The organism is Deinococcus rhizophilus (assembly GCF_030271215.1).
GTDB classification, from domain to species: domain Bacteria; phylum Deinococcota; class Deinococci; order Deinococcales; family Deinococcaceae; genus Deinococcus; species Deinococcus rhizophilus.
In genome coordinates this window covers 1-13,884 of record NZ_JASNGB010000072.1, presented here as the reverse complement: position 1 = coordinate 13,884, position 13,884 = coordinate 1, and the positions used below count along the sequence as shown (strand labels likewise).

Genomic DNA, 13,884 nt, shown 5'->3' with positions numbered 1-13,884 from the left:
CGCCAGGGCGCACCCTCGCCTTCGTGGCCGCGCAGCCCGGCTGGAGCGGGGGCAGCCTGTGCAGCCCGCACGCCTTCGGGCACACCGGCTTTACCGGGACCGGGCTGTGGGTGGACCCCGCGCGGGGGCGGGCCTGGGTGCTGCTGACCCACCGGGTCCATCCCAGCCGCCACGCTGCCCCCGACATCCAGACGCTGCGGCGGGCGGTGGGCAACACGCTGCTCGCGGGAAAGGAGTGACCATGCTGCCCGACGCCCCCCACGCCGGACCCCTGCTGATGGTGGACCTCCCCGGTCCCGACCTCGACGCCGACACCCGCGAGCACCTGCGCCGCCATCACATCCGGGCGGTGTGCCTCTTCCGGAAGAACATCGGGACGGAAGAACAGTTCGCCCGCCTCGTCGCGGAGCTGCGGGAGGTGCTGGGCGAGGGGGCCCTGATCGCCATCGACCAGGAGGGCGGCGGCGTGTACCGCACCCCCTTCTGGCCCTTTCCCCCCAGCGCGATGAGCCTGGGAGCGGCGGACGACCCGGCGCTGGCGCGGGCGGTCGGAGCGGCGGTCGCCCGGCCCCTGGCGGCCCTGGGTCTCAACTGGAACTTCGCCCCGGTGCTCGACGTGAACGTGAACCCGCACAATCCGGTGATCGGGGACCGGGCCTTCGGGTCGGAGCCGGGACGGGCAACCGACCTCGCCCTTGCCTGGCTGGAGGGCTCGCTGCTGGAGGGCGTGGCCGGATGCGTCAAGCACTTTCCGGGGCACGGCGACACCCACCTCGACAGCCACCTCGCCCTGCCACGGGTGGACAAGCCCCGCGCCGCGCTGGAGGCGGGGGAGTTCGTGCCCTTTCGCCGCGCCCTGGGGGAGGCCGACGTGCCCGCCGTGATGACCGCCCACATCGTCTACCCCGCGCTGGACCCCGAACACCCGGCGACCCTCTCCCCCGCCCTGCTGACCGGGCTGCTGCGGGAGGAGTGGGGGTACCGGGGGGTGGTGGTCACCGACTCGATGGGCATGAAGGCCATCGACGACCATTACGGGCGCGGCGAGGCGGCGGTGCGGGCGCTGCGGGCCGGGGCCGATCTGGTGATGGCGCTGGGCCGCCGCTCGGCGCAGGAGGACACCCTGCGGGCGGTGGAGGCGGCGATTCTGGAGGGCCGGGTGCCGGACGTGCCCGGCAAACTGGCCCGGCTGGACGCGCTGGCCCGGCGCTTTCCCAGCCGCCCGCAGCCCGGCGGGTACGGGCCGCAGGAGCAGGTCACCGACCGGACCCTCTTCCGGGAGGCGTGGGGGCGGGGGCTGACGGCGTGGCGCAGTCCGCAGCCACCGCCGCCCGGCTCGGCGGTCACGCTGGTGGTCCCAGGGGACGTGCCGGGCCAGAATGTCACGGAGGCGGGCGTGACCGGGCGCGACCTCGCGCAGCGGCTCTCGCGCCTCTACGACGTGGAGGCCCATCTCACCGCCGACCCGGAGGCGCTGGACTGGGCGGCCCTGCGAACGCCGGGGCGGGTCCTGATGCTCGCCACGACCTCCCGGCACCGGCACCCCGCGTGGCGGCGGGCGACGCCCGACCTGCACCTCGCGCTGTGGAATCCGTACGCGGTGCTGGACGTGGACGCGCCCGCGCTGCTGACCTACGGCGTTCGCCCGGAGGCGCTGGACGCCTTGGAGGGGTGGCTGACGGGCGAGGTCGCGGCGACGGGCCGGGCCAGCCCAGAACTGACCGGCCCCGAGCTGACCGGCCCCGATCTGGAGAGCCCCAAGCTGACGGGTCCCTAGCCGGAGCGGCCCTGCCGCACGCCCAGCAGCTCCAGAAAGGCGCGGAAGGGAGCCAGCGCGTCCGGGTGGCGGCCGAACAGCATCTCCGGGTGCCACTGCACGCCCAGCAGGCCGTCGCCCTCGATGCCCTCGACCACCCCGTCGGGGGCGGTGGCGGTCACCGTCAGGCCGGGGGCCACCGTGTCGACCGCCTGATGGTGGTGGGAATTCACCCACGCCGCCGCCCCGTGCGCCCGCTCCAGCAGGCTGCCCGGCTTCAGCGAGACCTCGTGGCCCAGGGCCGGGGGACGGGCCACCTGCGCGTGGTCGGCCCAGACACCCGGCACGTCGGGCAGGTGCTGGTGCAGGGTGCCGCCCTCCAGCACGTTCAGGACCTGCATCCCCCGGCAGATGCCCAGCACCGGTGTGCCCTGCTCGCGGGCGGCCCGGTAGAGCGCGGTCTCGAAGGCGTCGCGCTCCTCGTCGACCTCGCCCAGCCCGCGCCGGGGCGATTGCCCGTAGTGGCGGGGGTGCAGGTCGACGCCCCCCGTGAGCACCACCGCGTCGACCTGCGCCGCGTAGTCGGCGGCCAGTTCCGGCAGGTTGGGCAGCAGCAGCGGGAGCCCCCCGGCCACCCGGACGGCCTCGGCGTAGCGGCGCGGCACCCCGTTCACGTCGTGGGCCAGCCCCTGGGTCAGCTGCGACGTGCTGAGGCCCAGCCGGGGACGGGCGCTCACGCTTCCCGCCGCAGGGTGACCGCGACCCCGCCCGTCACGAAGGTCATGCCCGAGGGACCCGGCCGGAACCCCAGCAGGGCACCGGGGCCGAGATCGAGGCTGTGGACCCCGTGCGCGTCGTAGACCTCTCCCGCAGCCCGGACAAAAGCCTGCACGTCGGCCATGCCGCGCGGCCCGTCTCCCGCCGTCACCGGGAGAACCCCCAGCGCCCCGGCAGCGGCCCGGTGGTCGGCGGGGGCCAGGAACTCGAAGGCGAGGTCGCGGGTGACGAACCCGCCGTTCTCGGTCAGGCCCAGCACGCCGCCCCCACCCTGCGGCCGGATGGCCGACACCCCGTGTTCCACCATCCGGGTCATCAGGGCCTGCGCGAAGGTGCTCATGCGGTCCGTCCGGAGGTCAGCAGTCATCGCCTCCCAGACTACGCGGCGCGGCGGCCGGGGAAGGGAGGGGAGCGTCCCACCCCCGCGCGGGTCCTACGGTTTCCGTCCAATGCGTTCGGATGGAACAGTTTTTGTCACTGTTCCATTGAAATCTGTATCAGCGCCCGCCCGCCGCCCGCAGCAGCCGCACCATGTCCCGGTCGCCGCGCCGCTGCGCGTGGGCGAGGGGCGTCACCCCGTCCCGGTCGGCGAGGTTGGGATCAGCTCCCGCCGCGAGCAGCAGCCGCACGATCCGGGTGTGGCGGGCGCCGCCGTTCCCGAGGATGACGGCCTCCAGCAGGGCGGTCCAGCCCAGGGCGTTGACGTGGTCGACGTCGATGGCCGTCTTCAGGAGTTCCTGGACGTACTCGGCATGTCCCCGGTCCGCCGCCGGAATCAGGGCCGTGCCGCCGAACCGGTTGGTGCGGGTGAGGTCCGGCCCCGCCCGCAGCACCTCGCGCAGCAGGGCCACGCTTCCCGTCTCCCCGCTGACGAGCAGGGCGTTGTTGCGGTCCGCGTCCTGCGGGTCGGGGTCGGCGCCCGCCGTGATCAGCAGCCGGGCCACCGCGATGTGGTTGCCCAGGGCAGCGGCGGTCAGGGCGGTGCGGCCGTCCGGGCGCCGGGCGTCCGGTGAGGCGCCGCGCGTCAGGAGGTCCTGAACACGGGCGGCGTCGCCCCGCTCGGCGGCGCCCCACAGGGCCGCGTTCAGGTTCGTCTGTCCCACGTGGGTCTGGCCCATGCCCTGCGGAAGTGGGGTGGCCGCCCCACCCGCTTCCGCGACGGGAAGCAGCAGCAGGGCGCCCAGCAGGGCGCGTTTCACCGGCCCAGCACGGCGGTGAGCGCGTCGACCGCGCACCTCTCGTCGGTCAGACCGCTGGGAGCGCCGCCCACGCCCACCGCGCCGACCACCACGTTGTTCACGCGCACCGGCACGCCGCCCGCCAGGATCAGGAAGCCGGGGATATCCGCCAGGGTGGGGGTGCTGGCCAGGTTCTGGGCCATCGCGGAGGTGAGGTTGCGGGCCGAGGCGCTGGTGTAGGCCTTGCGGAAGCTCGCGTCCACCGTGTGCGGCCCGGCAGTCTCGGCGCGGGCGACGGCCAGGATGGTCCCGGCCCGGTCCACGACGGTCGCCGCGACGCTGTACCCCCGCCCGGCGCAGTTCTGCACGGTGAGCTGGGCGACGCGCAGGGCGGCCGCGAGGCTGAGGCTCGCCTGGGGCACGGTGGCCGTGGTGGCGNCGGGCCGAGGCGCTGGTGTAGGCCTTGCGGAAGCTCGCGTCCACCGTGTGCGGCCCGGCAGTCTCGGCGCGGGCGACGGCCAGGATGGTCCCGGCCCGGTCCACGACGGTCGCCGCGACGCTGTACCCCCGCCCGGCGCAGTTCTGCACGGTGAGCTGGGCGACGCGCAGGGCGGCCGCGAGGCTGAGGCTCGCCTGGGGCACGGTGGCCGTGGTGGCGAGCTGCACCGGCTGGGGCGCGGGCTGAGGGGCCACGGGCGCGGTCTGGGCCAGGGTGGTCTGGGCCGGGGTGGTCTGGGCCGGGGTGGTCTGGGCGAGGGCGGCGGCGGGCAGGCTCAGGGCGAGCGCGGCGATCAGGGTCCGGTTCATGGCCCCACTCTGGCGCGGGCGCCCGGCCGCGCACCATTCGGGCGAGTGCGGGGCGGCCTCCGTAGAACTACGGACCCTCCCCCAGACTGGTGAGGTACACCCGCACGAGCTGCGCCAGGGAAGCCACGCCCAGCTTGCCGAAGATGCTCGCGCGGTGCGTCTCCACCGTCCTCGCCGAGATGCCCAGGGTGCGGGCGGCCTGCTTGTTGCTCGCCCCGTCCACCATCAGCCGCAGCACCTCGAGTTCCCGCGCCGAGAGCCCCGCCACCGCTTCCCGGGCTTCCCGGGTGGCGGCCAGCCGCGTGCGCCGTGCGAGGTGGGTGCGGATGCCCAGGCCCGTGGCCTCCAGCAGCGCGAGCTCGTCCACCGGCTTGGTCAGGAACTCCACCGCGCCCCCCTTGAAGGCGCGGCGGCACACGTCGATGTCGCCGTGCCCGGTCATCACGATCACCGGAAGGTCCACCCCCTCGCGCGTGAGCTGCTCCTGAAGGTGCAGGCCGCTCACGTGCGGCATCCGCACGTCGAGAATCAGGCAGCCGATGGCCTCGCGGTCGAACTGCGCGAGAAAGGTGCGCGGGTCCGCGTAGTCGCGCACGCTCAAGCCCACCGTCCCCAGCAGGGTGGCGAGGGCGTCGCGCACCGCGTCGTCGTCGTCGACCAGAAAGATGGTGGGTTCGGTGGGCGGGCACTCAGGCACGCGGCCCCACCTCCACGGCCAGGGGAAGCGTCACGGTAAAGACCGCGCCCCCGGCGGGAGCGTTCTCTCCGCGCAGGTCGCCGCCCATGCCCTGCATCAGCGTCTGGGACAGCGACAGGCCCAGCCCCAGCCCGCCCGCCTTGGTGGTGGTAAAGGGCGTGAACAGGCGCTCCCGCACCGGGTCGGCCAGACCGGGACCGGTGTCGCGCACCTCGATCCGGGCGTGGAGACCCTCGCGGCGGGCGACGACCTCCACCCCGGCGCCGGGGCTGCCCCGCGCCGCTTCCACCGCGTTGCGCACGAGGTTGAGCAGCACCTGTTCCAGATGCACCGGGTCGGCGGGCACGGTCAGGGGCCGGGGGCTGGAGCGCGTCAGCAGGTCCACGTCGGCCTGCTCGGCCTCGTGGGCCATCAGCGCCGAGACGTTGTCCAGCACCTGATTCACGTCGACCGGGCGGGTCTGGGTGGGCGCCCGCCGCACCAGGGTCCGCAGGTGCACGATCACGCTCGCCGCCCGCTTGGCCTGGGTCACGGTCGCCTCCACCGAGCGGCGCACGCGGGCCTCGTCGCGCTCCGGGTCCCCGAGCAGCCGCAGGGCCGCCTGTCCGTGGCTCACGATGGCGGTGAGGGGCTGGTTGAGTTCGTGGGCGAGACCCGCGCTCATCTCGCCCAGGGTGGAGAGGCGGGTCACGTGCGCCAGGGTCTCGGCGTGGTCGCGCACCCGGCGCTCCCCCTCCTCCAGCGCCGCGACCACCCGTGCCCGCAGCGGCCCCACGTCACGCAGCACCAGCACCCACCCGGCGCCCGCGCCCGGCCCCAGCACGGGCGCCAGCGCTCCCTCCACCAACCGCGCCCCCCCCGGCGTGACCAGCGTGACCCCCTCGGGCAGGGCCGCTGCCTCGGGCTGGCCCCAGAAAGCACTGGGGTCAAAGGGTGCCCGGTCAAGCGTGGCCCGGAACTGCGTGACCTCCCGCAGGTCGCGGCCCTCGGTCAGGGCGGCGCCCAGCAGGGACCGGGCCGCCGGGTTGGCGAGTCGGACCCGGTGGGCGCCGTCGGTCACGATCAGGGCCTCGCCCACCGCGTGAAAGGCGCCCTCGGCGCGGGCGCGTTCGGCCTGCAGGGCCTGCTCGGCCGCCTGGGCCGCGCGGCGGGCACGCTCGCGGCCCTCGACCAGCCGGACCCCGCCCCCCGCCGCCAGGGCAGGCTCCCGCCGAAGGGCGGGCGCAGCCGCCGGGTCTCTTCTGGAAGGGAGGCGTCCACCTTCTCAACACGGACGCGCGAGCGGGTCCCTGTCGGTCCCAGACTGGTCCAAGCCCAGTCGCCCGCCCCACCCCGAGGAGAGAGCCTGTCTGGTTCTCTCCTTTTTCCGTGGGTCCGTTCCCTGGGTCCGGCAGGGGTCCACCGCCAGGGGCCGGATTGGGCCAACCTTGGGACTCGCCCGGGCCCTGGAGACGGGGTGCCCATACTGGGGCCGATGACCTTCTCGCACCAGGATTCCGGGTTCGTGCAGGTGCGTGGGGCGCGGGAGCACAACCTGAGGGACGTGTCGGTGCAGATTCCCCGGGGCGCCCTGGTGGTGTTTACCGGCGTCTCCGGCTCGGGCAAGTCCTCGCTGGCCTTCGGGACGCTGTATGCCGAGGCGCAGCGGCGCTACCTCGAATCGGTGTCGCCCTATGCCCGGCGCCTCTTTCATCAGGTCGGGGCGCCCGACGTGGACGCCATCGAGGGCCTGCCCCCGGCGGTGGCCCTCCAGCAGGGGCGGGGAGCGCCGGGCACCCGCTCCTCGGTGGGCAGCGTGACCACCCTGTCGAATCTGGTGCGGATGCTCTACTCGCGGGCCGGGGACTACCCCGAGGGGCAGGGCGTCGTCTACGCCGAGGGCTTTTCCCCGAACACGCCGGAGGGGGCCTGTCCCAACTGCCACGGGCAGGGACGGGTGTACGAGGTGACCGAAGGCTCGATGGTCCCCGACCCCTCGCTGACCATCCGCGAGCGGGCGGTCGCCGCGTGGCCGCAGGCGTGGGGCGGGCAGAACCAGCGCGACATCCTCGTCACGCTGGGGATCGACGTGGACGTGCCCTGGCGCGAGCTGCCGCCGGAGACGCGCGAGTGGATTCTCTTCTCCGAGGAGCAGCCGGTCGTGCCGGTCTATCCGGGGCTGAGCCCCGAGCAGACACGGCGGGCGGTCAGGCGCGGCGACCCGCCCGACTACATGGGCACCTTTTCCAGTGCCCGGCGGCACGTCCTGCACACCTTCACCCACACGGGAAGCGCGGCCATGCGGCGGCGGGTGCAGGCGTACATGATCGCCGCCGAGTGCCCGGTCTGCCACGGCAAGCGGCTGCGGCCCGAGGCGCTGGCCGTGCAGTTCGCGGGCCTGGATATCACTGAATTCTCGCGGCTGCCGCTGGCGCAGGTGGCCGAACTGCTGCGGCCCTACGCGGGAGAACAGGACCCCGACGCGAAGGCCGAGGCCCACCCCGAGCAGGTCCTCGCCCGGCAGCGCCTCGCCGGGGACCTCGTGGCGCGGCTGGAGGTGCTGCTGAATCTGGGGCTGGGCTACCTGCACCTCGAACGCTTCACGCCCACCCTGTCGCCGGGGGAACTTCAGCGGCTGCGGCTCGCCACCCAGCTCTATTCGCATCTCTTCGGGGTGGTGTACGTCCTGGACGAGCCCTCGGCCGGGCTGCATCCCGCCGACACCGAGGCGCTGCTCGCGGCGCTGGCGGGGCTCAAGGCCGCCGGAAACTCGCTGTTTGTGGTCGAGCATGACCTCGACGTGGTGCGCCGGGCCGACTGGCTGGTCGACGTGGGGCCGGGCGCGGGCGAGGGGGGCGGCCAGATTCTCTACAGCGGGCCGCCGGAGGGACTGCGGGAAGTTGCGGCCTCCCAGACCGCCCGCTACCTCTTCCGGGAGGACCGGGAGGAAGCCCGCGAGCGCCGCGCCCCGCGCTCCCCGTCGGGCTGGCTGGAGCTGACGGGTGTGACCCGCCACAACCTGCGGGACCTGTCCGTGCGCTTTCCGCTGGGGGTGCTGACGGGCGTGACCGGCGTGTCGGGGTCGGGCAAATCGACGCTGGTGAGTCAGGTTCTCGTCGAGACGCTGGCCGCCCACCTGGGACAGAGTGTGGTGGAAGGGGACGGGGAGGAGGAGGAGGAGGCCAGGGACACTCCCGCGCCGACCACCGCACGGCTCGGCGGCGATGTGGGCACCGTCTCGCGCCTCGTCCGGGTGGACCAGAAGCCCATCGGACGCACGCCGCGCAGCAATCTGGCGACCTACACGGGTCTCTTCGACCAGGTCCGGAGGCTGTTCGCCGCCACACCGCTGGCACGGGAACGGGAGTACGGGGCGGGCCGCTTTTCCTTCAATGTGAAGGGCGGGCGCTGCGAGCACTGCCAGGGCGAGGGCTGGGTGATGGTCGAACTGCTGTTCCTGCCCAGCGTGTACGCGCCCTGCCCGGTGTGCCACGGCACGCGCTACAACGCGGAAACCCTGGAGGTCGAGGAGCGGGGCAAGAGCATCGCCGACGTGCTGGGCATGACGGTGGACGCGGCCTGGGACTTTTTCCGGGACGACGCGGCGGTCTTCCGGGCGCTGGACACCCTGCGCGAGGTGGGGCTGGGCTACCTGCGGCTGGGGCAGCCCGCCACGGAGCTCTCGGGCGGCGAGGCGCAGCGCATCAAGCTGGCGACCGAGTTGCAGCGGGCCGGGCGGGGCCACGCCGTGTACATCCTCGACGAACCCACGACCGGCCTGCACCCCGCCGACGTGGAGCGGCTGACCCGGCAGCTCGGGCGGCTGGTGGACGCCGGGCACACCGTGATCGCGGTCGAACACGACCTGGGCCTGGTCACGGTCAGCGACTGGGTGATCGACATCGGCCCCGGCGCGGGCGAGGCGGGCGGGCAGGTCGTGGCCCAGGGCACACCGGAGGAGGTGGCGCGGGCGGAGGGAAGCCGGACGGCCCCCTACCTGGCGCGGGCGCTGGGGCTGAGCTGAGGAGGGAGCGGCCCCGGCTTTTCAGGGTCCGGGGCCTCATACGGACTCCGGTGGAATCATCGACGAAGTGATGGGGGTCCGAGCAGAGGCGAGAGGGAGAAAGGGCGGGTTCCGGGAGATGGATTTCCTTCCGGTGGTGTCCCGGAAGGAAAGGACCTGGACGGAACCCGTCTCAGGAGGCGTGTTTGCTCAGTTCGCGTACCGCTCGGCGCGGCTCTGTGCCCCCAGGCGGCGGTGCAGCCGCATCTCTTCCTCGGTCACCACCAGGGCGCGGCTGGTGATCTCCTCACCGCGCCGCTCCCAGGACAGGGGGCGGCGGGTCAGGTCCGACAGGAAACGGCCAGAGCGGAATTTTTTCAGCAGGGAGGGCGTCTTCATGCCCTGAACGTAGGCTGGACACCACCCCGCCGCCACGTCCCTTCGCCCCGGGCGTCCCGGCTGGCGGAACGGCCCTGGGTCAAGCGTGGTCAATCCTCCAGCTCCCGCTTCTGCAGGAAGGGCAGCCGCGTCCGCAGGTCGGCTCCTACCCCCTCGATGGGGTGCTCGCGCTTCTGGCGGCGCTGCTCCTGCATCAGGGGGAAGCCCGCCTCCGCGTCTGCCGTGAAGCGCCCGGCGAAGCGCCCGCCCTGGATGTCGGCCAGCACGGCCCGCATGGTGGCCTTCGTCTCCGGGGTCACCACCCGCGCCCCGGTCACGTAGCCGCCGAACTCGGCAGTGTTGGAGATGGCCTCCCGCATCCCGGCCAGACCCCTCTCGTAGATCAGGTCCACGATCAGCTTGACCTCGTGGACGGTCTCGAAATAGGCGACCTCGGGCTGGTACCCGGCCTCCAGCAGCGTCTCGAAGCCCGCCTGGATCAAGCTGGGCACGCCGCCGCACAGCACGGCCTGCTCCCCGAAGAGGTCGGTTTCCGTCTCCTCCCGGAAGGTGGTTTCCAGCACCCCGACCCGCGTGCAGCCGACCGCGCGGGCGTAGGCGAGGGCCAGCGCCCGCGCATTCCCGGTCGCGTCCTGCGCCACCGCGAAGAGGCCCGCCAGCCCGCTGCCGCCCAGATACAGCCGCCGCAGCATCCGCCCCGGTCCCTTGGGGGCCAGCAGGAACACGTCCACGCCGGGGGGCGGCACGATGCGCCCGAAATGGACATTGAAGCCGTGCCCGAAGGCGAGCGCCTTGCCCGGCGCGAGGTGGGGCGCGACCGACCCGGCGTAGACCCCCGGCTGCGCCTCGTCGGGAATCAGCAGCATGACCACGTCGGCCTCACGGGTGGCGTCCTCGATGCTCAGGACGCGCAGGCCCGCCCGCTCTGCCCGCTCACGGCTGGCCGATCCCTCCCGCAAACCCACGACCACGTTCAGGCCGCTGTCGCGCAGGTTCTGGGCGTGGGCGTGTGCCTGGTTGCCGTAGCCGATCACGGCCACGAGCCGCTCCTCGATGGGCGAGAGGTCCACGTCGCGGTCGAAATGCAGGGTCGCGGTCACAGGGGGATTGTCCTACAAGTGGGGCGCGGGGGAGTGTCCCCGGCGCGCGTTACCCGTCCCGGCCGTGAACCTGCGCCGGGGGATGGGTCGCCTCCACGGCCGTGAAAGCTTCGAGAATCTGGTAGCGGTGCCGCGCTCCCTCGGGGACCACCCAGGAGTTGCCGGGCTCGAGCAGCAGCAGGGAGCCCTCGACGTGCAGCTCGGCGCGGCCCGAGATCACGAAGCCGACCGTCTCGTAGGGCCGGGTGTGGAACCCGTCGTCCTCGCCGGGCTGCTGGTCTTCCCACAGCCGCATGGCGAGCGCCTTGCCGCTGGCGAGGTACTTCTGGCCGTCGGGGCCCCTGGGCGAGTGGCGGGAATCGACCTTCTGCGCGGTGGTGTCGCTCATGGTGAGGCCAGTATTCCGGCGCCCCGGCCCGGGCGAAAGACCCGAAACGGTCATGAAGGCCCGGCCAAGATGGGGGGCAGGTGGAGGGGGGTGCCGCCGTCAGGGCGTCACGGGGTCAGCATCCCCCGCCAGCAGCGGGTGCAGGGTCCCCTGCGCCACCAGCGCGAGCGCGTGCAGCCCGCGTGAGGCAGCCACGTACAGCAGGCGGCTCTCGAACGGCACCGCCGGGTCATAGGTGCCCGCGTCCGCCCCGACCACCACGCAGCCGTCGAACTCCAGCCCTTTCGCCAGATTCACGGGGAGCACCACCACGCCGCCCTCGTACCTCGCCTGCTCGGTCGTGATGGGCCGGGCGTCCACGTCCTCGAACTGGAGGTCGGCGGCCAATCGCTCGGCGTCGGCGGCCCGCCGCGTCACCAGCGCGATGTTCCGGTGCCCGGCGGCGAGCATTCCCCCCACCGCCCGCGCCGAGAGGACCGCCAGGGAGCCTCCGCTGAGGCGCTCGACCTCTGCCCCCTCCCGGTCCACGCCGATCACGCTGGCGTCCGGGTTGTAGGTCCGGGCGATGCGGGCGCCCAGCTCGGTGATCTGGCGGGTCGAGCGGTAGGTGCGCGACAGGGTGCGGACGGTCACCCGGTCCACCCCGCCCAGGGCGGCCTGCACTTCCCCCCAGTTCGCGGGGCCCTTGAAGCCCGCGACCCCCTGCGAGGAATCGCCCAGCACGGTCAGGTGCCCCGGCCTCGCGGCGCGGGCGAGCAGCCGGTAGAGCAGCGGGGCGTAATCCTGGCCCTCGTCCAGCACGATGTGGTCGTAGGGCGTCAGGACGCGGCCTTCCCGCCTGCCCAGCCCGTCGAGCAGGGCGGCGACGGCGAGCACCACCGGCAACTCGGTCACGTCCACGTGGGAGCGCCGGGGCCTGGAAATCCCGGCAAGCGGGTCCGAGAGGAGAATCCGGATCGTCCGCTCGTCGAGCACACCCTCGGCAGCGGCGCGGAGGGCCCCCTCGTCGGTCAGGAGCCTTCGGCCCTCGCTGACCGGGAGCATGCCCGCGAAGGTCTTGCCCACCAGACCGGTCAGTTCCTGGGCGAGCTGCCGGGAGACCAGGGTGATCTCCTCGTCCGGCACCCGGAGGCGGCTCAGCGTTTCTTCTTCCAGGGCAGCCCGGAACGCGGCGCGGTAGCCCTCCAGCGGTGAGCGGGTGAGCACGTCCGACAGGAGGTCCCGCAGCCGGGGACTGTCCAGCACCAGCGCCCGCCGCTCGCCCCGCACCACCGCCGCCGTGTTCAGGCTCAGCCGCTCCACCTGGGCCAAAGTTTTCCCCGCGAGGTGGCGCTGCACCACCGCGAGCATCCGGGCGTCCCCCAGGGCCTTGCCCCGGCGCCACGCGGCCTTGCGGCGCCCCGTGTCGTGGTCGTTGAGCAGCAGCGAGAGGGTGCGGTCGGTGACCTCCATCTTCTCGATGCCCAGGAACGAGAGCGCCCAGGCTTCCGGGGTGGTCACCGCCACCCCCTGCAGGTTCAGGCCGGGCAGGACGCGGGCGGCGTAGCGGGCCAGGACCGCGTTCGGCATCAGGACGAGGAGGTTCGTGGGGCTGGCCTGATGCACGCCCCGGTCGGGGTGCGCCAGCCACGCGAGGCGGTGGAAGCCGATGGTCGTCTTGCCGCTGCCCGCCGCGCCCTGAATCACGACTGGCTGCCCGGCCGGGGAGCGCATGGCCCCGTTCTGCTCGGGCTGCAGGGTCTCGACCACGTCGCGCATCGCGGTGGTGCTGGCCTCCGAGAGACGGCGCACCAGCACCTGCTCGCGCCCGCCCGTGTCCCCGCCTGCCTCGTCGTCGTACAGGTCGGTGAGGCGGTGCAGGGTCCTGTCCGCCACGTCGAGCTGGCGGCGCCTGCGGATGGTGCCGGTGAGTCCCCGCCGGGCCTCCCAGGTCAGGGCGTCGCTGTAAAAGAGGCTGCCCACGTCCGCCTCCCAGGAGACGACCGAGTGCGGCCCCTTGAGGTCCCGGAAGGCGTGCTTGCCGACGTAGAGGGTCTGCTCGCGCCCGGCGACGCGGACCCTCAGGCTGCCGAAGTACGGCTGGTGGACATGCACAGACAGCATGGCGGCGTGTTCCTCAGCGGTGTCCGCGAGGGTGAGGCTGGTCTCCAGATCGGCGCCAACATTGCGGCCCCGGTCCTCCCAGACCCCGATCTGGCGCAGCATGGCGGCCACGGTGTCCGTCAGGTGGTCCTGTTCGAGCGGGAGGTCCGGGTGGACGGGGGACTCGGCGGCCCGCGTCACGGCCCCACCCTCCCCCACCCGCCGCCGGTGGGGAGGTCGGCGCCGTGGCCGTGGGCGGCGGGGGACTGCCGCAGGATGAACTGAACCGGTCGCATACGGGCGACATCCTACCGGTGGGGGCCGGGCGGCGAGGGGCAAGCTTCGGCTGCGGTGGGCGGTCGGCGCTCAGGCTGGAGTCCACTCCTGCGGGTCTTCTGTAAGCGGTCACAAAGCTGTCTTCCCCTTTTTGGGGATTCTGTCAACCCCGTTTAGGGCTTGTGGCGATGGTGAGAAATCTCCCCCAGCACGGTAACGAGCTGAATGGCTCGGGGGCTGGAGGTCTGTGGACGGTCTGCTTTCCCTGACCCTGGTTGACTGACCGGTCAGCGCATGGCCTCCATCTCCAGGACAACCGTTCTGCTGAGAGTACCGGACCATCAGCCAGAAGCCTTTTCTCGCTCCCAGAATCCGCAAAGTCCGCTCACAAACGCTCTAGAGCATTTGACAGAGGCTCATCCTGGGTTTCAGGGAGTTGGGG

The 13,884-nt window shown here is 73.1% G+C and carries 13 protein-coding genes and 1 pseudogene; 3 read left to right on the top strand and 11 right to left on the bottom strand.

Annotated features, from left to right (window positions below):
* On the top strand, window positions 1-239 hold a 239-nt coding region (locus tag QOL99_RS09135; RefSeq protein WP_285523180.1), incomplete at its 5' end, for a serine hydrolase.
* Window positions 240-241: 2 nt separating this feature from the next.
* Window positions 242-1,777: a glycoside hydrolase family 3 N-terminal domain-containing protein gene (locus QOL99_RS09130; protein WP_285523179.1), complete on the top strand. Its 1,536-nt coding sequence runs from the start codon at window positions 242-244 to the stop codon at window positions 1,775-1,777.
* On the opposite strand, the gene QOL99_RS09125 is transcribed toward QOL99_RS09130, so the two are convergent.
* From QOL99_RS09125 to QOL99_RS09095, 7 genes and pseudogenes are all read right to left on the bottom strand, one after another.
* Window positions 1,774-2,493, bottom strand: a complete 720-nt coding sequence (locus tag QOL99_RS09125; RefSeq protein ID WP_285523178.1) for a gamma-glutamyl-gamma-aminobutyrate hydrolase family protein — start codon at window positions 2,491-2,493, stop codon at window positions 1,774-1,776. The two genes, QOL99_RS09130 and QOL99_RS09125, sit on opposite strands and share 4 nt — an antisense overlap.
* Complete coding sequence (locus QOL99_RS09120; protein WP_285523177.1) at window positions 2,490-2,900, bottom strand: hypothetical protein; 411 nt, start codon at window positions 2,898-2,900, stop codon at window positions 2,490-2,492. Before QOL99_RS09120 ends, QOL99_RS09125 begins: the two co-directional genes overlap by 4 nt.
* Before the next feature lie 130 nt (window positions 2,901-3,030).
* Window positions 3,031-3,732, bottom strand: a complete 702-nt coding sequence (locus QOL99_RS09115; protein ID WP_285523175.1) for an ankyrin repeat domain-containing protein — start codon at window positions 3,730-3,732, stop codon at window positions 3,031-3,033.
* Window positions 3,729-4,133 (bottom strand): GlcG/HbpS family heme-binding protein, encoded by a 405-nt coding sequence (locus QOL99_RS09110; RefSeq protein WP_285523173.1) that lies wholly within the window; start codon window positions 4,131-4,133, stop codon window positions 3,729-3,731. The genes QOL99_RS09115 and QOL99_RS09110 overlap by 4 nt, the downstream gene beginning before the upstream one ends.
* 73 nt (window positions 4,134-4,206) lie before the next feature.
* A pseudogene (locus tag QOL99_RS17810) lies at window positions 4,207-4,518 on the bottom strand (hypothetical protein); the annotation flags it as partial.
* Window positions 4,519-4,585: 67 nt separating this feature from the next.
* On the bottom strand, window positions 4,586-5,215 hold the full coding sequence (locus tag QOL99_RS09100) for a response regulator transcription factor (protein ID WP_285523170.1): 630 nt from the start codon (window positions 5,213-5,215) through the stop codon (window positions 4,586-4,588).
* Complete coding sequence (locus tag QOL99_RS09095; protein WP_285523182.1) at window positions 5,208-6,335, bottom strand: sensor histidine kinase; 1,128 nt, start codon at window positions 6,333-6,335, stop codon at window positions 5,208-5,210. Before QOL99_RS09095 ends, QOL99_RS09100 begins: the two co-directional genes overlap by 8 nt.
* 354 nt (window positions 6,336-6,689) lie before the next feature.
* Here QOL99_RS09095 and QOL99_RS09090 point away from each other — a divergent pair, with 354 nt between their 5' ends.
* The gene (locus tag QOL99_RS09090; protein WP_285523169.1) at window positions 6,690-9,218 is read left to right on the top strand and encodes an excinuclease ABC subunit UvrA; all 2,529 of its coding nucleotides are present in this window, start codon (window positions 6,690-6,692) and stop codon (window positions 9,216-9,218) included.
* A gap of 189 nt (window positions 9,219-9,407) precedes the next feature.
* Here the strand turns inward: QOL99_RS09090 and QOL99_RS09085 are convergent, their stop codons facing one another.
* The 4 genes from QOL99_RS09085 to QOL99_RS09070 form a co-directional block, all read right to left on the bottom strand.
* Window positions 9,408-9,596, bottom strand: a complete 189-nt coding sequence (locus tag QOL99_RS09085; RefSeq protein ID WP_285523168.1) for a hypothetical protein — start codon at window positions 9,594-9,596, stop codon at window positions 9,408-9,410.
* Between the two features lie 89 nt (window positions 9,597-9,685).
* Entirely contained in the window at window positions 9,686-10,696 is a 1,011-nt protein-coding gene (gene ilvC / locus QOL99_RS09080; RefSeq protein WP_285523166.1) for a ketol-acid reductoisomerase, read from the bottom strand.
* 49 nt (window positions 10,697-10,745) lie between these two features.
* Window positions 10,746-11,084 carry a cupin domain-containing protein gene (locus tag QOL99_RS09075; protein WP_285523165.1) on the bottom strand — a complete coding sequence of 113 codons (339 nt, stop codon included), beginning with the start codon at window positions 11,082-11,084 and terminating at the stop codon, window positions 10,746-10,748.
* A gap of 99 nt (window positions 11,085-11,183) precedes the next feature.
* Window positions 11,184-13,367: a HelD family protein gene (locus tag QOL99_RS09070; RefSeq protein ID WP_326522581.1), complete on the bottom strand. Its 2,184-nt coding sequence runs from the start codon at window positions 13,365-13,367 to the stop codon at window positions 11,184-11,186.
* Between the last annotated feature and the right edge of the window lie 517 nt (window positions 13,368-13,884).